The organism is Lactobacillus sp. IBH004 (assembly GCF_026185255.2).
Classification (GTDB): Bacteria; Bacillota; Bacilli; order Lactobacillales; family Lactobacillaceae; genus Lactobacillus; species Lactobacillus melliventris.
The window spans coordinates 1,467,472-1,489,586 of sequence record NZ_CP110217.2; the positions used below are offsets into that span (position 1 = coordinate 1,467,472).

Genomic DNA, 22,115 nt, shown 5'->3' on the forward strand with positions numbered 1-22,115 from the left:
AGTAGTTAATTATACTCCTTATTTATGTAGTATAACAATTAGCCTTTACATAAAAAAGCAGCCCCAATGGGACTGCCTTCCACCAGATTGAAGATATTACTTGTTGTTCATGCCATACTTCTTGTTGAACTTTTCGATTCGACCATCGGCCTGAGCAAACTTTTGCTTGCCAGTATAGAATGGGTGAGAATCCGAAGTAATTTCAACACGAATCAATGGGTAAGTTTTACCTTCATAATCCACTGTTTCTTTGGACTTTAATGTTGAGCCAGCAACAAATTTAGCACCAGTTGCTGAATCCATAAAGACTACTTGTTGGTAATCTGGATGAATACCTTGTTTCATATTTATTACTCCTTTGCCATGACTCCTATTTCAAGTCATAGATTAATCGATTAACGCTTAATACCTTAACATTTTTAATAGTAAAATTCAAGACTTATTTATTATAGCAGCAGAGTTAATTTAAAACAATGTCGCTTGGTTTAACTTCCTTGCCAAAATATGGTTTGAGTTCTTTATTATAGTCATCTGTGAAGAACTTTTTATCTGCCAATCTAGTGATTTCTTTATTAGTCCAGTTTAAAAGTGACTTATTCCCTTGTTTAACTGCGGGGGCAATAAATTGATTAGGACCAATGTTTTTAATTCCGACTGTATAATTAGGATTCTTTTTGACCCAGGCATAGAGATATGAATTGTCATCTGCTAAAGCGGCAGCACGTTTATTTTTAAAAGCGTTGAACTGCTGCGTTTTGGAATCAAATTTCAGTAAATCAACTCCGCCTTTTTTAGTGAAGTAATTTTCTGCTGTTGTGCCCTTGTTAACAATTAAATTTTTGCCCTTTAACTGTTTTGCACTAGTAATCGGAGCACTCTTAGGTGAAATAACCCCAACGGATACTTTCATGTATGGTTTTGCAAAATCAACGACTTGTTTACGTTCTGGCGTTTCAGTAAAATTGGCTAAAACAATATCGGCCTTATTCGAATTTAGGGTATCAACACGATTATTGGCATTTACTTGGGTAAACTTCACTTTAACGCCCATATCTTTAGCCATTTGGCGAGCAAGACGAACGTCGTAGCCTACGCGATTGCCGTTATCATCAACCCAACCATATGGTGGTAAATCGCCAAATACGGCAACTCGTAAAGTGCCCCGCTTTTTAATAGCGCTCACGCTGCTGTCATTAGCATTGCTACTTTTATTATTTGTTGACTTAATGCCAAAAAAAGCTGCCACTGCAATTATCAGGACAATTAAAACGGTGATGATAATATTTCTATTTTTATTTTTCTGCATTATTTTCTCCTTAGAAATCCATACTTGTTAAGAAATCACGTGCCCTATCTGTTTGGGGATGCTTAAAAAATTCTTTTCTCGGCGTGTTTTCTAAAATTTTGCCATTTTCAAGAAATAAAACCTGATCTGCTATTTGACGCGCAAAATTCATTTCGTGGGTCACAATAATCATTGTCATATGATCAACTCGGGATAAGTCAGTCATAATTTGTAAAACTCCTCGAACCATTTCGGGATCAAGAGAAGCAGTCACCTCATCAAACAGCATTATTTCGGGATGCATGGCTAACGCTCTAACAATAGCAATTCTTTGCTTTTGTCCACCAGACAGTTCACGGGGATAAGAATTAACGTACTTTTCTAGTCCAACTCGTTTTAGCAGCTTTAAAGCTTCTTTTTTAACTTCATCTTCAGCTCTTTTTTGCACCTTTACTGGCGCTAACAAAATATTTTCAAGAACCGTAAAATTGGGAAATAAATCATAACTTTGAAAAACCATGCCAATTTTTTGGCGTAACTCTTGCCAGTTTTTGGCAGTAGCTGCAATTTTCTCACCCTTAAAATAAATTGCACCACTCTTGAAATCTTCTAAACCATTTAAGCATCTGATTAGCGTACTTTTACCAGAGCCGGAAGGTCCTAATAATGTCAAAACTTCGCCTTGATGAAGGGTGAAACTAATATCATGCAAAGCCTGCCAATCGCCATAAAACTTATTTAAATGTTCAACTCGTAAAACTTCTTTTGTCATTTGCCTCACCTATTCTGCTTTGCCGCTAACCGTTTAGACCATTTTGATAACGGATAATCTATTATGAAATACAGGAAGAAAATCAGACCATAAATCCAAAAAACGGCTGTTGGATATTTTTGATTATTAGCTTCAATAATCTGTTGACCAATAGCAATCACGTCCATGATGCTGATCATCATTAATAAAGAAGTCGTTTTGATTACTCTTGTTGCCAGATTAATAGTTGCCGGTAGTTCCAATTGCACAGCTTGAGGTAATAAGACATAGCGCAAAAGTTGTACTCTGCTTAAGCCCAGGGCCAAGCCCGATTCTTTTTGCACAAGTGGAACTGATTCAAGTGCGCCACGAACAATATCGCTAAATTCAGCTGCAACCCATAAAGAAAATGCCAAAACCGCCATCCAACTAGCTGGCCAGTTAATATGGAAGGTACGTGGCAAAATATAATAAAACAAGAAGAGTAATACGATTGTGGGAACTATTCTAAAAAATTCCAGATACAGTCGTAAAATGAAGCGCATTATTTTATTAGGTAAAGTCCGCAACATTCCTAAAAGCGTGCCCAAAATTAAGCCAATTATTAAGCTAACTCCAGCTATCCAAACGGAGGTCCACAGGCCTTGCAAAATTCTACTGAAGTTATTACCGGTAAACAAAACATTAATCGCCGAATGTGCCATAGCGAACCTTCCTTTCTAAATAGTTTAAAAGCAAAATAACCGGAATTAGAATAATGGTATAGGCTATGACCAACACCAGTAGATATTCATTGGAACGGTAATACAGCCCGATCAAGTCCAAAGCAGTGTTAGTCAGCTCGGGAATTGCAATGACCGAAAAGATTGATGTCTCTTTGATTAAGAAGATCACGTTAGCCGTTAAGGCTGGCATACTCAAAGCAAAACCCTGTGGAAAGACCACATAGCGTGCTAATTGCAAGTTATTCATCCCTAGGGCTTTGCCATCATCAATTTGACTTGGACTGACCCCAGCAAAACCGCCTGTAAAGCCTTCAGCCATGTATGCTCCACCCAAGAATACCAGACCGATAATCCCGCAAGTTTGAGCCGACATTTTTAAGCCAATGACTGGAAAAGCATAATATAGAAAAAATAATTGGATCAATAAAGGTGTATTTCGTGCCAATTCCACATAGGCTGTGACTATTTGATGCAAAACGGGCACTTTAAAATACTGCACTAAACTGCAAAAAATACCCACGAGGATTGAGCACACAATTCCCACACACGATAGCCAAAGGGTCAACTCAAAGGCTTTCAAAAAAATAGGCAAACTCTGTGTAATTATCTGCCAACTCATTTTTTACCTCCCACTTTTAAGTAGACGACCTGATCTAAGAGTTAGAGAATCAAGCAGTCAGAAAAACAAAAAATCTACGAATCAGATTTATTCGCAGATTTAAATGTCATAATTGCTAACACCATTGCAACAAGTGAAAAACTAAGTTCCAACTACTTTTATCAGGAATCACTGTTATTTTCCCTTTTGTAGTCAGACTTGCCTACTTCTTGTTTTCACTTCCTTTTTGTTAGCAACTATAAGTGTCTCTAATGCTATGCGTTTACTTACTTTTTGTCAATTACTTTGCTTAATATTACTTTCATTTTTCCAATTTTTGTTAACAAAAAACGCGCTAAGTCAAGCGCGTTTTAATTATAATGTACCTTTTTAAGCCTGTGATTTTTCCTTAATTGCTGCAGCAGACTTTTGCAATAATTCTTCTTCTTCAGCAGTTAATTGCAAATCAATCTTGCGGACAATTCCTTCACGACCCACAATTGCTGGATAAGACATATATGTACCGTATTTTTCTTGATAACTCGAAACAGGCAATTCAGTCCGAGAATCTGTCAAAACAGCACGAACAATTCTAACGCCAGCAGCGGAAACTCCATAGTTAGTGTAATGCTTACCCATAAAAACAGTTTGGCCACCGAATCTAATTTCATCCTCAAGGTCACTTGGTTGCCATGACTCATTCTTAGCCAGTTCAGTTATTGGTTTTTCAAATACCTTTACAGTCGACCAAGCAGTAAATTGCGAATTACCATGTTCACCTAGTGCAAAGCCGCTTACAGAACGAGGGTCAACGTTAAACTTTTTAGCGACCACTTTCTTCATTCTCGCTGTATCAAGCAAAGTTCCAGTTCCTATTACATGCTCTTTTGGTAAGCCTGTTAATTGCTGATAAAGACTGGTAATTGCATCTACCGGATTGGAAATAACAAGCAAAATTCCGTTGAAGCCGCTATTTTTAATAGACTCTGTAATCGGACTCAGCTGTTTTTTATTATATTCCAATTCTTGAAAACGATCGCCTTGTGTTTCTAAAGATATTTTACCTAAAGTGCTAATGACAATGTCGGCATCTTTCAATGCGTCATAGTCATTAACAATAATGTTGGCATGATTTGGCAAATTAGCCATAGCATCCTCAAAATCAATTGCGTCGGCTTTGACTTTGCCTTCATTAACGTCGATCATTACCAAGTCATCAACTAATCCTGAAATTATTAACTCGTGAGCAACAGTGCAACCAACGTGACCGTCACCAATAATACCTATTTTTGTTGTCATAATTAAGTACCTCTCCCTTAAAACATCTGACACATTGTCAGCCAAACTAAATTACTCTTCTATTATACAAAGATAGGGCTTTCAAGGTTACAATTTAAAGAAAAAATTTTTGAATCTTAATCTTTAAAAGACAAATACTTTTGGAATTTATTTAATATCTTTTCTATAAGGGATTGAAGGTTGGGCACCATACTTTTGAACAGTAAGTGACGAGGCTTTATTGGCAAAAATAATGGCCTCTTTCAAGTTGGACAGATCTGGGTGCAATACACTAGCCATTGCCCCAATAAATGTGTCGCCAGCTGCTGTAGTATCAACAGCTTTAACTTTAAAAGCAGAAATAAGTTCATTTTTACCTTGATAAGAATAAAATGCACCCTTGTCGCCAATAGTAATGATAACTGTTTCCACGCCTTGCTCGTGCAATTTAGCAGCAGCCTTTTGTGCGGCTTTTTCATCAGTTACTTTAACGCCTGTAATAGTTTCAGCCTCTGTTTCATTTGGCGTAATGATGTCAGTCAGTTTCAATAATTCTGTTGGAATTTGAGCCATTCCAGGAGCTGGATTTAAAATTGTTCTGACGCCTGCCTCATGAGCAATTTCAAAGCCCTTAATTGTAGCTGCAAGCGGTGTTTCAAACTGTGCAATAACAAAATCTGCATTTTTAATTAAACTTTGGTTTTGTAAAACCTCATTTGCTCCAAAAGCGTAATTAGCTCCAGCATAAATAGTAATCGAATTTTGACCATTGTCATCAACCGTGATAAATGCTTGACCAGTAGATTCTTTAGTGGCTGTAATTATGCCACTAGTATCAATATTTTCGCTTTTAAGCAAGTTCAGCATTTCTTTTCCTGGTGCGTCAGCGCCAACTCCGCCAATAAAACTTACCTCAGATCCTGCTCTAGCTGCAGCTACTGCTTGATTAGCACCTTTACCTCCCGCAGCTGAATAGTGATCTGTAGCATGAATTGTTTCACCGGGTCTGGGCATTTGCTTGACACGTAAGTTGGTATCCAAATTAATACTGCCAATAACTGTAACTTTATTCATTTCTGCTCCTCAAAAATAAAATTTTTGCCTGATTCAACTCAAATCATATCATATCAAAATCTGCTTGCAACAAAACCTGAATTTTGTAATTTTTTCATTTAATTTTTATTTATTTTTGCTTAAGTGGCGTTAACAGTTCTTTTTATTTTCTTAGAGAAAGAATATAATACAGTTTAACTTAAAATAAGTAAGGTAAAAATATGAAAAGAGAACTTAACTTTTTCGCCGCATTAGCAACTGTCATGGGCACCATGATTGGTGGCGGTGCTTTTTTTAAAATTGCAAATGTCTCCGCATTGACTCATAATGCATGGCTTAGTATCATCGTTTGGCCTTTTGCCGGTTTTATCACACTAATGGCAGGACTAAGCATAGCTGAATTAGCGTCAATTTATCCTAAAGATGGTGGACCTGTCAGATATTTGGAAGAAATTTACGGACCTAAGATAGCCTTTCTTTTTGGCTGGTCTTTGATAATCGTCTATTATCCAGCAAATATTGCAGCACTTTCAATCGTGTTTGCCACTCAGTTAAAAGAAATACCACATTTTAAAGGCTTGTCTACTACGGTAATTGCCCTAATTGTCATGTTGACAATCCTATTGATAAATTGGATCGGTTCTAAATTGAGCGGTCAAGTGCAAAAAATAACCTTAGTTATTAAACTACTCCCAATTGCGGCAATTATCATTTTTGCTTTGTTTTACAGAGGGCCTAACCAATTAGCTGGTGCTCCAGCACCACACATTTCTTCTGCTTCAGGTGCAATGGCTTTTGGGCAAGCTCTTTTGGCCGTACTTTTTGCCTATGACGGCTGGCTAAGTATCGGTAATTTAGCCAGTGAAATTAAAAACCCGGCAAAAACGTTGGCCAAAGCGATCATCTGGGGACTTTTCGGAGTAACAATCTTTTACACTCTTCTTAATTGGAGCTATGTCAGAGTTATTCCCTGGCCTAAGGTCGTAGGTAACCAAACAACAGCTCTGCTTACTGCTAAAAAATTATTTGGCAGTGTAGGTGGCACTTTAGTCGCTACAGGGATATTAGTATCTGTATTCGGCGCTATTAATGGACACCTTCTTCTAGGGTCAAGAATGCCTTATGTTTTGGGTAGAGAAAAGAAGCTGCCAGCCGCAAGCTTCTTCAGCAAACTGAATTCTAAAACTATCGTACCTACAAACAGTATGATTTTTGAATGCATAATTGCCACCATTATGATTTTTTCCGGTACATTTGACTCATTAACAAACATGTTAGTCTATGTTTCCTGGATTTTTTCAATTTTATTATTTTTTGGCGTTCTCATCTTACGCAAAAAACAACCAGATCTTTTACGACCATACAAAACCCCCTGGTATCCCATTCCGCCAATTCTAGCAATCTGTGGTGCTTTATTCGTTGTTATCACTACGACCTTAACTCAACCGCTTTTAGCAATTATTGGCATTTTACTGACCCTCACTGGCTGGCCGGTTTATGTTTATGTGCAAAAGAAAAATCATACTTAATTCAAGTATTAAAAACTGTATTAAAGACTTTTATAGAGATTAAAAAATATAGCCTTGGAGTTTTTTTCTATTCCAAGGCTTTTTAGTGCTAAATCAATATAAGTTATATTACCAATAAAATTGATTGTAACATTGCTGAATATTGATTTAAAATAAGTCTAGTTAAAGATAAAAATTAAAGATTATACGGTATAAATTTTATGAGCATAAAAGCACTAATAGTTGGTGTCAGTGAATATTATTACAACGATAATTCAAATCTTCCATTTTGTAAAAATGACATTAAGGCTATCTCTGAATCATTAATGAAGGGACTTGCTGTAAACAAAGAAAATATATCTATATTAGGAAACGATGGGATTGTTACAAAATCATCTTTTATTGGTAAACTTTTTAAAACTGCTAATTGCGTTAATTCTAATGACACTTTTATTCTTTATTTTTCCGGTCATGGAGGAAATATTGACGGAAAAAATCACTATCTTTTATTAACTGATAAAGAAATAAAAACTGAAGAGGTCCTTAACGATTTAGATTTTATTCCTTCTAAAAACAAGTTAATAATTCTTGATACCTGCTACTCTGGTAATGTAAAAGTTAAAGAAGTAGCACCTCTTAAAATTAGTGAAACTATAAATGACTTTCTAGACAGAGGTTATGCAATTATTTCTTCTTCAAGTTCATCTCAAAGTTCATACGCCTATGATGATTCTAATATCAGTGCATTTACAAAGTTCTTTTGCGAAGCAATAGAAGATAAAGCAATAATTAAAAAAGGGGGAAAATCTTTAAATGATATAACGAATTTAGTACGTTTTTATTTTAGTTGGTGGAATAAACAGGTCAAAAGAGCCAAAATCCAAAACCCTTCATTCCATTCAAATATTAAAGGTACTATCACATTTCCTGTAAGTAATTACATTCCTTACCATTCAAAAAAATATAGCGAAGAAACAAAAGACTACATTATTTATTCTGTTAAGCCTAATAGTACAGGTTCTTTAAAAAGACTTAAAGTTCAAATAATAGTTAAAAATTTTCCCTCCTTTAAACAAATTGCAAATCTAACTAATCAAATCGTCGACAAAGTTAAATACCTAGATATATTTAATAGTAGTAGTTCTGAAGTTAGGTGGAAAAACAAAAAGGCAAATGTAGTCTTCTGCTTTTTTGGCAGAGATGAACAAGACATGATGTTTCCAAATTTCTTTTGCCGCACAGTTTGGACAGATAAGGCTGAGAACAAAGAACTGCAAAAAATAAACTTTGGTATTGAAAAAGAAATTAATAATATTGGTTTTGCTTTTAATGATAATTACCTTATTTTGAAGGATTTTCAAAATAAAAATACTGAAAAAGAATATTTACTATTAAAAAAACAAAGGACAATAACATATAAATTAATTGATCAAGCGCAAAATTTTATTTCAACCTATAACGAATTTTTAAATAAAAACATCACCAAACAAGATTTAAGCAAACATATAAATCTGATCGGTCTAAAAATTAAAGAACTATATTTTAAAGATGGGGACCTGCCATTACCACCTAAAAAACTAAATAATTGGTATATTGCATGTAAGTGTTTAGCAGCAACAATTGATGACTTCACTTTAATTTTTAATAGTTACGATTTTGAAAAATCTCCACTTAACGACTTGGAAATTAAAATGAATGATGTTATAGACAGATATTACCAAGAACTCGAAGAATTAAAAAAGGAAGAAAATAAGATTTTGAAGTAGAAAAAGTGCTAATGTCTACTTGACAATCAATGTATTGTGTTAATTTTAAACTGGTTATTCTGCATGCTGATTGGTGAAATCAATTTAGAAAATAGAACTATATTTAAATAATTGAAAAGACAAATTTTATTAGTTAAAAATTCTGGCTTTTATATATTTCAAAATTATTTATTTTTTCGCATTTCTTTTTTTAATACTCGAATTAATTTCCTTCACAATCCGCACTTGCGACAAAATAACAATTATCCAAATAACAATATAAACTAAGGCAAAGACACCAACCAACCAAAAATTAATCGGCCACTTATTTATCCAAGACATTAATAACACCAGCAAAAATGTGCCTATGATATGAACACTGAAGGCAACAGCAGGTGGTACATCCATTGCAAAAATCATTGATAAAATGCCTATTAACCCTGAAATAATAAAAACAGAAATAACACCTAAACGGGTAGGAACACTAGGAGAAGCAAAAGTGATAATGATCAAATAGGTAGTTGCACCAAAGCCCACACCGGTAAAGAAATAGTTAATGAAATTACTTAATTTCCTCATTTTTATAGCCCCAATTCTTTTTTTAATGCCGGCAAATATAATCTGGAAACGTCAGCTTTTAAATTATTTTTTAAAAGTGCGATCATATTTCCTGCAAAGCCTACTTCTATCGATTCCAGAAAATTAATATTGATAATGCCATGTTTAGAAACCTGAATAAACCCATCACCCAATTTTTCAAGTACCTGATATAAGCGACCAGTGGTTTTTATTATGTCTTTAGTAGTATAAAATGTGATATCTGTTGTTTGGATTTCTACTTTAATAATCTCAGTAGGTTTAATTGTGACTATGCGGTCTTCTACCTTAATTGGTAAAAGATGATATTTCTTCTCACCAAATTTGTGTAAATAATCAATCAGATCGTTTACCGTTTCGTTTTTTGGTGCTGCTTTAATTTCAACTTCAATTTCTTCGTTTAGAGTAGGATCCGACTTAAATTTAATTTTCACTTTATCTATTGCGCCTTCTATCAGTGATAAGCGAAAGCATAATAATCACTAAAATTAGTATTGCAATCATTAATAGCAAAACAAGCATATTATTTAGCCTGTTACTATTAATTTTGAACTGTATCCCTAAATAATTAATTAAATGCCGTTTTACATTAGTGGGGAGAGTAGCTAATGTCGGTTTAAGTAAAAAGCCTCTTAGAGCAGCTGCCTCATAACTACTTGGTACTAATTTTACCAAATTTTGTGCTCCAGAAACCAATATACCATATGGTAAATAAGTCGCAACCGCGAAACCGGCAGCAGCACCTAATACAGCGGAAAATCGGCTAAAAGTAGTGCTTGAATGCATGAACAGCACAATTATCTCATCAAGTAAAGTTGCTGCAATTGCACCCACGAAAATAAATAAAAGCCCAGGTAGGTATGCTTCTTGCGGAATTCTTACTTTATCTACCAGTGCAAAATACGCAGCCATCACAATAAATGTAATTATTTGCATAAGAAAGCTAACTACTACCCCGCTCAAAACATATGCAAGATTCTGTTTGAATTGTGATAAACCCGTCAGTTGAAAATCGGCAACAGCATGAGTTTCTTGATCAGTAACTTGCTGGCCGAGAGCTTGAAAAGCCGTAGTAATACCAGAAACTGCAACTATACCAGCTATCATCCACAAATCTAATATTTTAGTAACGTGTGGTAAATTTTGCCAATTTTTTTCTAGATTGTTTTGCAAAAAGCCAATATAAATAAAGAAAGATATCAATGCACCGAGGCATGACATAATTACACCAGTAATGTTAGAAAAATAGATTTTTAAATTTCTGCGAAATAAAGCAACCATTTATTGTATCTCCTTCCCAGTTATCTGCAAAAACGCATCATTGATAGTTCCTTTAGAATAAGTAAAGTCAGCGATATTTTCCTGATTGTTTTTTAATAATTCAATGGTTTCTTGCGCTGATAAGGAATCAATTTCAACTTGCTCACGATTAAGCCGAATAACTTTTTGATTAGTGTTCAAAGACTGAATATCGCCAACGGTGAGTATTAATTTATTAGGAGCATATTGGCTCTTAATTTCTGCAGCAGAACCACTAGCTAGTATTTGACCATTTTCCAGAATATACATTTGATCAGCATTTTCAGCTTCTTCTAAATAATGTGTTGTTAAAAAAATAGTTAGATCTTGTTGCTCTTGCAGTTTGGTCAATAATTCCCAAATAGCATTTCTCGTTTGAATATCAAGACCTGTAGTTGGCTCATCCAGAAACAGTAAATTTGGTTTGCAAATAAGAGCTCTGGCTATATCTACCCTCCTCTTTTGGCCGCCTGATAAAGTGCCAAATTTTTGCTTTAAAAAGTTTTTGATGCCAATTAAGTCAATTAATTGTTCAAGCCACTCCTGAGAAAAGTTGCGGTACATCCTTGCTCTTAAATAAAGATTGTCTTTAACTGTTAACTCGTTATCTAAAATGCTATTTTGAAAAACTAAGCCTATTTTCAAATCTGCCGCATATGAAATAACACCTGAAGTCGGCTTTAATAATCCGGTTAGCATATTAATCGTGGTAGATTTACCCGCACCATTTGTTCCTAAATAAGCAACTAGCTGTCCCTCTTTAATTTGAATATTAGCTTTGCTGACAGCAACCTTATTACCAAATTTTTTCGTCAGTTCTTTTGTTTCAATCAGCATAATTGGCATCTCCTTTTTCTAATTAGAGCCATCATACTAATAAAATAAAAATTTGTAGCAAACTTATAGATAAGCAACCAAATATTTAACACAAAAGGACAAAATTAAATCATGAAAAATAAAAAAGGCTACATTTAGTAGCCTTCCACATATGATTTGATAAAAACTTAATTCTGCTTAAAAGCAAAAACGATTTGATGTTCCTTGGTAGTATTAGCAGGTAAAACAATATCGCCAAAATCTTGGTGATTGATTGCGTCTGGCAATACTTGTGCTTCTAAAGCGACAGCTTCACTTGGCTGCGCAATTGAACCGTTGTCCCGCTTAAATTTTACCCCGGGTTGCTCCTGCGTCATGGTATACATCACTAAACAATTGCTTTCACTTGAAATAGTAATTTGACGGCCACTTTCTTTTTCTCTCAAAGTAGCGACAGGCTTCATTTGATTTTCTTTACCATTAATAACGAATGCGTCATCGAAACCTTTATTGGCTTCTAATGCAGCAGCCAAATTGTTAAAATCATGAAAATCATACGGAGTATTGGCATTTGCCAGCATTTTTCCAGTCGGAATTAACTCAGAGTCAAGTTGTAAATGTTTCTCACTATTTATCTTAATTTCGTGCGTACTTAAATTAGGCTGGTCACTTAAATTAAAGTAAGCATGACAAGTGGGGTTAAACAGTGTAGTTTGCGCGCCATTTTCAGCTTTATAAGAGATTGTTACTTTATCTTCATTATCTAGAGTATAGGTAATGGTAACCAGCATATTGCCAGGAAATCCATCATGATCTTCTTTAATCTGGTGTGTAAATATTGCACTTGCACTGTTAGCAGTTTTAGCAGTTTGTGTTTGCCAGTTTAAAAAGCGAAAGCCGTTATTACCACCATGCAATGTGTTGCCATTTTCGTTGGTGGGAACTTGCACATTAGCGCCATCTAAAGTGAACTGGCCGTTTTTAATTCTGCCAGCTACACGTCCAATTGATTGGCAGCAACATAAACCGTTAGAATAATAATCTGCACAATGATCAAAGTTCATCAACAAATTCTTTTGTTGTTTATTTTTATCTGGTACCAAAAATTCGTACCAGACAGCTCCCAGCGATAAACATGAAATTGTTATGCCATGATCATTTTTTAACGTAACCTTTTTGATTTCGTTACCTTGATAATTTTCAAATGTTTCCTCAATGTCTTCCATCTTTTTCTCCAGTTAACTTAATCGCATTAGTAAAATACACTACTTCAATTATACTATTGAAATAGTGTATTTTTTCTAAGAAATCTTAAGCGTATGTGTTTGGGATTTATTAGTTAGCGATTTGATTTTATTTGATACTGCACAGATCAATGCCGTACATTGTTGCAAGGTCAGTAACTTGATCTTCTGTTGCTGCAAATGAGAAGACAGTATGGTGACCTCCACCAGCTTTGATCCACTCTGTAGCGCCTTTTTCTAAACCAACTTTTGGGGTCCATAATTGTTTAGCTACAGGCAAGTGTGGTGTTTCTTTTTCAGCCTTATGAGCATCAACTGCATAAGTAACAAGCTTAAAGTTATTTCTAAAGTCGGCTAAGGTAACATCAATAGCGTCTCCTTCAGAACCTGAAAAGACTAATCTGGCCGGATCAGCTTTACCGCCAATATCCAATGGATGAACTTCAACACGTGGTTTTTCTGAAGCAATTGATGGATCAACTTCAAGCATGTGGGAGCCTAAAATTGCTTCATGACCCGGACGCAAATCAAGAGTGTAATCTTCCATGAAGGCAGTCTTTTGATTATGAGTCATGATCTTGAAAGTTCTCAGTAAGGCTGCAGTCTTCCAATCACCTTCACCTGCAAAGCCATAGCCGTCACGCATTAACAGTTGAGCTGATAAACCTTGTAATTGCTCTAGTCCATGTAAATCTTCGAAGTTGCTGGTAACAGCGGTATAGCCACCGCGCTCCAAGAAATGTTTCATTGCAATATACTGTTTTAACTGGTAGCGCACCGTTTTATTATAAGCATCTGGATCCATAGCGCCTTGGACTAAAATATATTTTGCTTTCAAATCAGCAAATTCGTCATCGATTTCAGATTCTTTGACTTTTGCCATTTCAGCAACTAAGTCGCCAACACCGTAATAGTCAACGGTCCAGCCTAATTGAATTTGAGCTTGAACCTTATCACCTTCAGTAACGGCCACATTCCGCATCGTGTCACCAAAGCGGCAAACTTTTAAGTTGAACGATTCATCATAAGCAACTGCAACGTTTTCCCAATCAGCAATTTGCTTCATGATCTTTGGATCCTGCCAATAGCCATAGATAATCTTATTATGCTTTTGCAGGCGAGCATTAATATAGCCATATTCACGATCACCATGAGCACTTTGATTCAAGTTCATATAGTCAAAGTCAATTGTGTCATAAGGAATATAATTTAAAAATTGGGTTGCAAAGTGTAACAACGGTTTTTGTAATAGTTTTGTACCGCGAATCCAGTTTTTAGCGGGTGAAAATGTATGCATCCATGTGATTACACCGGCAACTTCATCCCTGTAATTGACTTCTCTCATAAAATAGGTAATTTCATCAGCTGTAGTTAAAACCTTTTTAAACACAACCTTGTAAGGCAAATTGCCTTTTTCATTTAAACCGTCAGCAATTTTTTGCGCATCATCAGCTACACTGCGCAAGGTTTCTTCACCATAAAGATGTTGACTACCAACTGCAAACCAAAATTCATATTTTGGTACATTTAACATTATTTGTCCTCCTTTTATCTTTAAAAAATGTCTAAACTAAGCTTTAACAATAATTAATTAAAGACTTAAACGAATCATATTCCATGAATATGCGTCGAGTTTTCCTTTCACAGTATTATTGTCGATAGCAACATCTTTTAAATCTGAAATATGCATTAATTGATTTTCATTTGTTGCGTCAAGATCATACCCTGCAAATTGAGTTGCTTTTTTTAAGCTGACATTTGGAAAATTGCAGAGTTGATATTCAAACTGTGCTGGTTCATCAGCCTTATTTTCAATAAATAAGACTATTTCATTTGTTGCTTTGTTGACTGCTGCAGCTGAACTGAGATACGGTACGTCTCTGTTTACTACCGTATAGTTTTCTACTTTACTATCAACCTTAAGTGACTCGCCTTGTGCAAAGTTTGAAATTTGCATAAATGGGTAAAAGATTGATTGATACCAAACAGAAGGATTTCCTTCATTATTAGTCATAATTGGGGCAATAACATTTACTAGTTGTGCCAAGCAGCCAATCTTAATCCTGTCTGCGTGCTTTAATAAAGTTAGAGCCAGTGAACCTACAACAAGCGCGTCAGCAAACGTATAGTGATCTTCTAACAAATGTGGTGCTACTTGCCATGGCTTTTGTTTGGCATCACTTTCTTTTGAATGATACGAAACGTTCCATTCATCCATAGCCAAATACATGGTTTTATCCATGTGCTTACGCGCTTTAACAGCATCACAAATTGAAACAACTTCACTAATAAAACTATCCAAATCAACCGAGGACGAAAGGAATTTTTTAATATCGTGCTCATTATCGTCATAATATTGATGAAGTGATAAGTAGTCTACATCTTCATAAACGTTATCTAAAATAGTCTCTTCCCATGAACCAAAAGTATCTAAAGTGTGAAGTGAGCTTCCACATGCTATTAATTCAATAGATGGATCAACTCTTTTCATTGCCTTAGCTGTTTCATGAGCCAATCTGCCATATTCATGGGCATTTTTATGACCTATTTGCCAGTCTCCATCCACTTCATTACCAAGACTCCATAATTTAATGTTGAATGGTTCTTTTTGACCGTTTTTAATGCGCAAATCACTCCAATAAGTACCACTTGGGAAGTTGCAGTATTCGATCAAATTGCGAGCGGCATCTATACCGCGGGTACCAAGATTAATAGCCATATCAGCTTCTGCACCGATACATTTGCACCAATTTAAAAATTCGTGTAAACCAAATTGGTTAGTCTCTATACTTTTCCATGCTATATCAAGCCTGACAGGTCTTGTATCTTTAGGACCAATACCATCTTCCCAGTTATAGCCTGAAACAAAGTTTCCTCCCGGATACCTAACTAAGGGAACTCTTAATTTCTTGATAGCTTCAATCACATCAGTACGAAAACCATCTTTATTAGCTAAAGGATGACCTGGCTGATAAATACCATTGTATACACAACGGCCTAGCTGTTCAGTTAAAGAGCCCCACATACGTGGATCAATTTCACTAATTATATTGTCTGAATTTATTTTAAAAGTTGCTTTAACCATTATTTATTCTCCACAGAACTTGATTGGGTACTACTTGAAGCGTTACTTTCTGCAACTTCACCAGCTTGTACTGGGTCTTCTTTCTTTAAAGCAAATGCTGAAAAGAGAGTAATAACAAAGACGAAGATACCCATCATGACATATGTATGTTGATAACCAAAGCCATCATACATATGACCTGCTACTGATGAAAAGATAAAAACAGATATTTGCTTGGCAAAGTTTGAAGCTAATGCATAAACAGTAGCATATAATCTAATATCAAACGCACCGGCGATGTATTTCATGATTGATGTTAAAAGCAACGGCATTTCCAGGCCAGCAAGCAGTCTAAACACAACTATCCAACCCCAAGTTGGAGATAAAGCAGAACCTAAAATACGAATACAAGTTAAAAAGCCATAAGCAATTAAGCCCTTTTTAGCTCCAATCTTATTGATAATCCAAGGCATTGGAAACATTAAGATAAATTCGATTAAAGTTTGAGCAGATGACATATAGCTGTATACTAAAGTACCTTGAGCTGCAGTAGCAAAGAATGTTTTGAAAAAGATAATGAATTGCTGATCAAAGACATCAAAGATAGCTGATGCACCAACATAAAAGATACATAAATACCAGAAGTTCTTGTTCTTAAATACAGAACCAACAATCTGCATATTTAATGAATTAGATGTATCACCGGCAGCTGATGCATTATCCATATTAATTTTATCGCTAAACAACAACAAGCAAACAAAAATTATGGCAGCAATAGAACACATCCAGAAAATTGAATCTGGTTTCCACAGAAATAGACGACCTGCTACTAATGAAGCCACAATTCCGGCTAAAGAACCACCTAAACGTGAGTGGGAATATTCAAAGCCGTTGGCCAAACTAGCACGCTGAACGTATTGTTCAACTACACTAACACCACCATTTAAAACAAAGCTGAGGAAAACACCGGTAACAAAGGCAACCAAAAATGAATTAATTTTCATTAATGGTATGAAAGCCCATTGGAAGTAAGGCCCGATGAAAATTCCTACTGCACCAATAATTAGTATCAAATCTTTCCTGAAAAGTAATTTGTCAGAGATTACTCCAAAGAAAGGCTGGAAGATTAGTGAAATTCCTGCCATCATTGAGAACACCAAACCTGATTGTGCGCCATTTAGATGACCTACTTGCTCCATCCATAGAGTCAAGTAACCATTCACAGTTGCCCAAATAAAGAAGTAACTAAAATGGGTAAACGGGAAACCCCAAAAATGTTTATTTTCTTTTTTTACTTCACTATTCATTTTTTCTCCTCTATTTATTACTGATAGTTATATGGAACTGGTTTACCAAAAACAGGCATGCCATTTTCGTCCCAAGTGAAAGCCTGAATCTTAGTATGACGGTTTGGATCGTACAAAGGATCTCCTTTAATATCGGTATAATCTCTGCAGTGATAAACTAAAATATCAGTCTTATCATCTTCTGCCTTGGTAAATGAATTGTGACCAGGTCCATATTGGTGATGAGCTAAATCGCTTTGAAATACCGGCTTTGAACTCTTTTTCCAGCTGTTAGGGTCTAACAAATCTGCTGTGTCTGAAGCCACAAGCATGCCCATACAATAGTTCTCGTCAGTTGCGCTTGCTGAATAAGTAAGGAAGAACTTATTACCATGATGAATTACAGCAGGTCCTTCATTTACCCAGAAAATCTTTGTCTCCCAGTCATACTCAGGTTTGGTTAACATGACAGGCTTAGTCTTTAACGTCCACGGATTTTCCATTTCAGCAATATAAATATTTGAATTTCCTTTAATATTTGGATCCTTTTGAGCCCAAACATAATACAAGACATTCTTGTATTCAAAACTGGTTGCGTCTAATGAAAAGCTGTCCATACCAGTCTTTATTTGACCATGCTCTATCCAATTTTCTTCCTTGGTAATTGGGTTAGCCTCATCACATTCGATGCAAAACATTCTGTGTTGAAACATACCATTTTTATCTAATTCCTTTGTTTCTGCTGCAGCGAAGTAAATGAACCACTTACTATCAATATAGTGAATTTCCGGTGCCCATATTAATTGGCTCATTTCTCCACTATCATGTTTACGCCAAATAGTTCTGGGAGCTGCATGTGCCAGTCCCTCAAGGGTTCTTGCTCTTCTTAATTCAATGCGATTATAAGATGGTACAGAGGCTGTAAAATAATAGTAGCCGTCTGTATGCTTATAAATATACGGATCCGCTCTTTGAATTATTAAGGGATTAGTATAAGTATTAGTTTCCATAATTATTTCCTCCTAAATTTTTATCTTCTTTTTGCATGCGTCTGTGATTGCGCGTTATTTTGACCATAATATGCATCCTTGCCATGCTTACGGTAATAATGCTTGTCTAACAAGTATTGGGGCAGCCGGCTGTTTGCTCTAGTCAATTGCAGCGTATGATAGTCTTCTTCAGCTACAACTTCTAAAACCTTGGCATTATAAACAGCCTGGGCTGGTGTTTGCCCCCAGCAAAAAGGTCCATGTTGACTAACTAAGGCTCCTGGAGTAGCTTCATAATCTAAGTGGCGCTCATCAAACGTACGGACGATAGTTTTGCCGGTATTGCCTTCGTAATCTTCTGCAATTTCTTCTTTTGTCAACGCGTCAGCTGCCGGAACATCAGTGTAAAAAGTATCGGCATGTGTGGTGTTAAGTGCTGGAATATCCATCTTAGCAGCCGCAAAAGCTACTGCCCAAGGTGAATGAGTATGAACAATGCCACCAATCTTTGGAAAATGATTGTATAAATATGTGTGCGTAGGAGTATCACTTGATGGATTCAATTTTCCTTCGACTACTTTGCCTGACAAATCAACTACCACCATGTCCTCAGGTTTTAGTTTATCGTATTCAACTCCTGAAGGCTTAATGACAAATAATCCTTGATCACGATCAATTCCGGAAACGTTACCCCAAGTAAAAGTAACTAATCCTAATTGAGGCAACTGCATATTAGCCTTGTATACTTCTTCTTTTAATTGCTCCAGCATTTAACGTTCCTCATCTTTCAAAATAGACGCTGAATTTTCCAAAGATAGAGCCAAACGGTAACGCTCAATGTATTGCGCAGCCCCAGTAACTCCTTTTTGTTCAGGACTCAGTGTCATTATCTCCGAGTCAACAAAAACCTTCTCATCTAAGTAATCCTCCAGCTTTTCTTGAGCACCGGATGATACATATTGGGCTAAAATTGCCATACCCCAAGGACCACCAGCACTAGCATTAGTCATAACGGAAATTGGCATATTCAAAACATTAGATAAAACTTGTTGAGCTACAACAGGCGTCTTAAATAGTCCGCCTTGGGCAATCATGACATCCGTTGTCACTTTCTCCTCATTAGTTAAAATATCCATTCCAATCTTGAGTGGTGCAAAAGCTGAATAAAGCTGTGCCAACATCAGATTAGCTAAAGTAAATTTACTGTTAGGTGTTCTAATTAGCAAAGGTCTTCCTTCTTGGGTTTTGGTTACTGGTTCACCTGAAAAGTAGCTATAGTTAACTATGCCACCGGCATCTGGATCTGACTTTGTAGTATCTAAAAACAAAGTGCTAAATAGTTCGTCTGCACTAATATTTTTACCTAACCTGCCTGCAAATTCGCGAAAGACCTGCGACCAAGCATTAATATCTGAAGAACAGTTATTTATGTGAACCATTGCCACCGGTAGTCCTGTAGGAGTCGTAACAATATCAATGTCCCTGTGAACTTTTTGCAAAGGCTTATCTAAAACAACCATCGAAAATTCTGATGTACCCACAGAGATATTTCCTGTACGCCGTCTAATGCTATTGGTACTAATCATGCCGGTTCCAGCATCTCCTTCAGGTGGTGCCATAACACTACCAGCTTCTAAAGTACCAGTTGGGTCAAGTAAAGCAGCACCTTTTTCAGTTAAATAGCCTGCAACTTCACCAGCTTTTAAAACTTGAGGTAAAATATCTTCGATTTGCCACGGATACTGTTTCACCTTTTCTAAACTGGAAAATTTGCGAAGACATGTTTGGTCAAACTGACCATCACTATCAATTGGAAACATTCCTGAAGCGTCCCCAACTCCAATATTTTTTTCACCAGATAATTTCCAGTGAACATAACCAGCTAAAGTTGTGATGTAAGCAATATCTTTAACATGATGCTCGTTTTGCAGTATCGCATGATATAAATGAGCGATGCTCCAGCGCAAAGGAATATTAAAGTTAAATAGCTTGGTTAGTTCTTCTGCTGCATCTTCCGTAATAGTGTTACGCCATGTTCTAAATGGGACTAGCAGTTTGCCATTAGTATCAAAGGCCAAATAGCCGTGCATCATTGCACTAACACCTATGGCTCCTATTCTTTCAATTTTGACATGAAATTTACTGCTGACCATAGCGGCTAATTGGGCATAACTTTGCCTTAAACCAGTCAAAATATCTGCTTGAGAATAGGTCCAGATACCATCTTGCAATCTGTTTTCCCATGAAAAGCTGCCAGAAGCAAGCGGCTGAAAATCAGGACTGATTAGAACTGCTTTAATTTGTGTAGAACCGAATTCAATTCCTAATGCTGTTTGCCCCCTTTGAATGAGTTGAACAATTTTAGTAATGTTCATTTAAACGCCTCTTTCCTCACGGTAGAATTCTATCCTTAGCTTTCTTCGGAAAGCACTTTCATGATATATTTTTTATTTGAATAATTCAATAGGCTTAAAAATTCATTCGAATGTTTTTGAAAATTTTTAAGCTTTCTAAACTCTTAATTTCACGGCATTTTAGCTATTTTAGAATTTTTATTTGTTTTTATTGAGCTATTTCAGCAGAAATTTATTGTTTACACTTATACCTTTATTTTTTATAAAAATGCTAATATTTCAGCAAAAAATAAATATAAGTTACCTTTTAAAATTGAACTATGTTATGATTTTAATTAAAAGAGCATGGATTTTAACAATATTAGCTAAAATTTATTCAAATGAATTTTAGGAGGTTACACAATGAAAAGCGATTACATAAACGTTGTGGAAACACTTAAAAATGAAATAACATTTGGTAATTATGAAGTTAACCAAAAATTACCCACAGAAGACGAGTTAATGCACCGCTTTAAGGTCACTCGTTACGCTGTTAGGAAAGCCTTAACTGAATTGCAAAATGAGCATTTAATCTACAAAGTCCAAGGAAGCGGAATGTATATCCAGGATTGGAATAAAAAATGGCAAGCCAATCCGCAAAGTAAAACTATCGGATTAATTTGCACTCACATTGCAGATTATATTTTTCCCAAGATTATTGCTCAAATTGATTCGGAAATTCAACCACAGGGCTATTCTTTGCTTTTAGCTAATACTCATAACTATCCTCAAACTGAACGGTCAAGTTTGATTAAAATGCTTGATTCACAAGTGGCCGGTTTAATCGTTGAACCCAGTGAAAGTGCCAAGCCTTGTCAAAATGCGGATATTTACCGCCGGATTGAAAAAAGTAAAATACCCTTGTTGTTCATTAATGCGGAGTACCCTGAATTTAATTTTCCTGCTATTGTGAACTCGGATAGACAGTCAGAAAAAGAACTGATTTCTTACTTACTACAACAAAATCACCGCCGGATTCTAGGTATTTTCCAAACTGACGACCTTCAAGGGGTCGAACGGATGAAGGGCTTTATCGCTGCTTATCAGGAAAATAATGTTAATTTAGCAAGTAGTAATTTAATTATGTACAGCTCACATGATTCTTTCTCTGTTATTAGTAAAAAAATTGATATGTATTTAAATAGTCCCGAACCGCCTACAGCAATAGCATGTTATCATGATGAATTAGCTGTTTTAGTCATTGACAAATTGAAAAAGCTAAAAATCAAAATTCCCCAAGATATTTCTGTGGTTGGTTTCGATAACTACGATTCATCTGCTTACTTAAACCCTAGCCTGACGACTATGAATTATCAGAGAACTTCCGTTGGTCAAGAGGCAGGCAAAGGAATTTTAGCTTTAATAAATGGTAAGAAATTTACTTCAGTGGTACATCACCCTGAGATGAAACTGCGTGATTCAGTTGCTACACTGAAGCAATAAAAAAGGCGTTAATCAAAACTTAATTAACGCTTTTGTACTGT

21 protein-coding genes are annotated in these 22,115 nt (G+C 35.8%); 3 read left to right on the forward strand and 18 right to left on the reverse strand.

What is annotated here, in order from left to right; translation table 11 throughout:
- Positions 1-96 precede the first annotated feature (96 nt).
- The 7 genes from LDX54_RS07440 to rbsK form a co-directional block, all read right to left on the reverse strand.
- Positions 97-345, reverse strand: coding sequence for a type B 50S ribosomal protein L31 (locus LDX54_RS07440; RefSeq protein ID WP_046325385.1), 249 nt, complete (start codon positions 343-345; stop codon positions 97-99).
- A gap of 115 nt (positions 346-460) precedes the next feature.
- Positions 461-1,306, reverse strand: a complete 846-nt coding sequence (locus LDX54_RS07445; RefSeq protein ID WP_187156679.1) for a transporter substrate-binding domain-containing protein — start codon at positions 1,304-1,306, stop codon at positions 461-463.
- Positions 1,307-1,316: 10 nt separating this feature from the next.
- The gene (locus tag LDX54_RS07450; RefSeq protein ID WP_265667579.1) at positions 1,317-2,057 is read right to left on the reverse strand and encodes an amino acid ABC transporter ATP-binding protein; all 741 of its coding nucleotides are present in this window, start codon (positions 2,055-2,057) and stop codon (positions 1,317-1,319) included.
- Between the two features lie 5 nt (positions 2,058-2,062).
- The gene (locus tag LDX54_RS07455) at positions 2,063-2,740 is read right to left on the reverse strand and encodes an amino acid ABC transporter permease (protein WP_265667578.1); all 678 of its coding nucleotides are present in this window, start codon (positions 2,738-2,740) and stop codon (positions 2,063-2,065) included.
- Complete coding sequence (locus tag LDX54_RS07460) at positions 2,721-3,380, reverse strand: amino acid ABC transporter permease (protein WP_046325389.1); 660 nt, start codon at positions 3,378-3,380, stop codon at positions 2,721-2,723. Before LDX54_RS07460 ends, LDX54_RS07455 begins: the two co-directional genes overlap by 20 nt.
- A gap of 369 nt (positions 3,381-3,749) precedes the next feature.
- Entirely contained in the window at positions 3,750-4,658 is a 909-nt protein-coding gene (locus tag LDX54_RS07465) for an L-lactate dehydrogenase (RefSeq protein ID WP_265667577.1), read from the reverse strand.
- Positions 4,659-4,805: 147 nt separating this feature from the next.
- A complete protein-coding gene (gene rbsK / locus LDX54_RS07470) occupies positions 4,806-5,711 on the reverse strand; it encodes a ribokinase (RefSeq protein ID WP_265667576.1) in 906 nt (301 codons plus the stop codon).
- A 200-nt stretch (positions 5,712-5,911) separates the two neighbouring features.
- On the opposite strand from rbsK, the gene LDX54_RS07475 reads away from it, so the two are divergent.
- Positions 5,912-7,219: an amino acid permease gene (locus tag LDX54_RS07475; protein WP_265667575.1), complete on the forward strand. Its 1,308-nt coding sequence runs from the start codon at positions 5,912-5,914 to the stop codon at positions 7,217-7,219.
- A gap of 200 nt (positions 7,220-7,419) precedes the next feature.
- The gene (locus LDX54_RS07480) at positions 7,420-8,964 is read left to right on the forward strand and encodes a caspase family protein (protein ID WP_265667574.1); all 1,545 of its coding nucleotides are present in this window, start codon (positions 7,420-7,422) and stop codon (positions 8,962-8,964) included.
- 168 nt (positions 8,965-9,132) lie between these two features.
- Here the strand turns inward: LDX54_RS07480 and LDX54_RS07485 are convergent, their stop codons facing one another.
- The 11 genes from LDX54_RS07485 to LDX54_RS07535 form a co-directional block, all read right to left on the reverse strand.
- Positions 9,133-9,522 (reverse strand): DUF3021 family protein, encoded by a 390-nt coding sequence (locus LDX54_RS07485; RefSeq protein ID WP_265667572.1) that lies wholly within the window; start codon positions 9,520-9,522, stop codon positions 9,133-9,135.
- A 2-nt stretch (positions 9,523-9,524) separates the two neighbouring features.
- Positions 9,525-9,974 (reverse strand): LytTR family DNA-binding domain-containing protein, encoded by a 450-nt coding sequence (locus LDX54_RS07490; protein ID WP_265667571.1) that lies wholly within the window; start codon positions 9,972-9,974, stop codon positions 9,525-9,527.
- Position 9,975: 1 nt separating this feature from the next.
- A complete protein-coding gene (locus tag LDX54_RS07495) occupies positions 9,976-10,821 on the reverse strand; it encodes an ABC transporter permease (protein WP_265667570.1) in 846 nt (281 codons plus the stop codon).
- A complete protein-coding gene (locus tag LDX54_RS07500; protein ID WP_265667569.1) occupies positions 10,822-11,676 on the reverse strand; it encodes an ABC transporter ATP-binding protein in 855 nt (284 codons plus the stop codon).
- A 167-nt stretch (positions 11,677-11,843) separates the two neighbouring features.
- Positions 11,844-12,881: an aldose epimerase family protein gene (locus LDX54_RS07505; protein WP_187156691.1), complete on the reverse strand. Its 1,038-nt coding sequence runs from the start codon at positions 12,879-12,881 to the stop codon at positions 11,844-11,846.
- Between the two features lie 127 nt (positions 12,882-13,008).
- On the reverse strand, positions 13,009-14,433 hold the full coding sequence (araA, locus tag LDX54_RS07510) for an L-arabinose isomerase (protein WP_265667568.1): 1,425 nt from the start codon (positions 14,431-14,433) through the stop codon (positions 13,009-13,011).
- 57 nt (positions 14,434-14,490) lie between these two features.
- A complete protein-coding gene (locus LDX54_RS07515; protein WP_265667567.1) occupies positions 14,491-15,984 on the reverse strand; it encodes an alpha-N-arabinofuranosidase in 1,494 nt (497 codons plus the stop codon).
- Positions 15,984-17,270, reverse strand: a complete 1,287-nt coding sequence (locus LDX54_RS07520; RefSeq protein ID WP_265667566.1) for an oligosaccharide MFS transporter — start codon at positions 17,268-17,270, stop codon at positions 15,984-15,986. The genes LDX54_RS07515 and LDX54_RS07520 overlap by 1 nt, the downstream gene beginning before the upstream one ends.
- A gap of 17 nt (positions 17,271-17,287) precedes the next feature.
- Entirely contained in the window at positions 17,288-18,259 is a 972-nt protein-coding gene (locus LDX54_RS07525) for a family 43 glycosylhydrolase (protein ID WP_265667565.1), read from the reverse strand.
- Between the two features lie 20 nt (positions 18,260-18,279).
- Positions 18,280-19,008: an L-ribulose-5-phosphate 4-epimerase gene (locus LDX54_RS07530; RefSeq protein ID WP_265667564.1), complete on the reverse strand. Its 729-nt coding sequence runs from the start codon at positions 19,006-19,008 to the stop codon at positions 18,280-18,282.
- Complete coding sequence (locus LDX54_RS07535; RefSeq protein ID WP_265667563.1) at positions 19,009-20,613, reverse strand: FGGY-family carbohydrate kinase; 1,605 nt, start codon at positions 20,611-20,613, stop codon at positions 19,009-19,011.
- Between the two features lie 381 nt (positions 20,614-20,994).
- Between LDX54_RS07535 and LDX54_RS07540 the strand changes: the two genes are divergently transcribed.
- Positions 20,995-22,074, forward strand: coding sequence for a GntR family transcriptional regulator (locus LDX54_RS07540; protein WP_265667562.1), 1,080 nt, complete (start codon positions 20,995-20,997; stop codon positions 22,072-22,074).
- Positions 22,075-22,115: the final 41 nt, after the last annotated feature.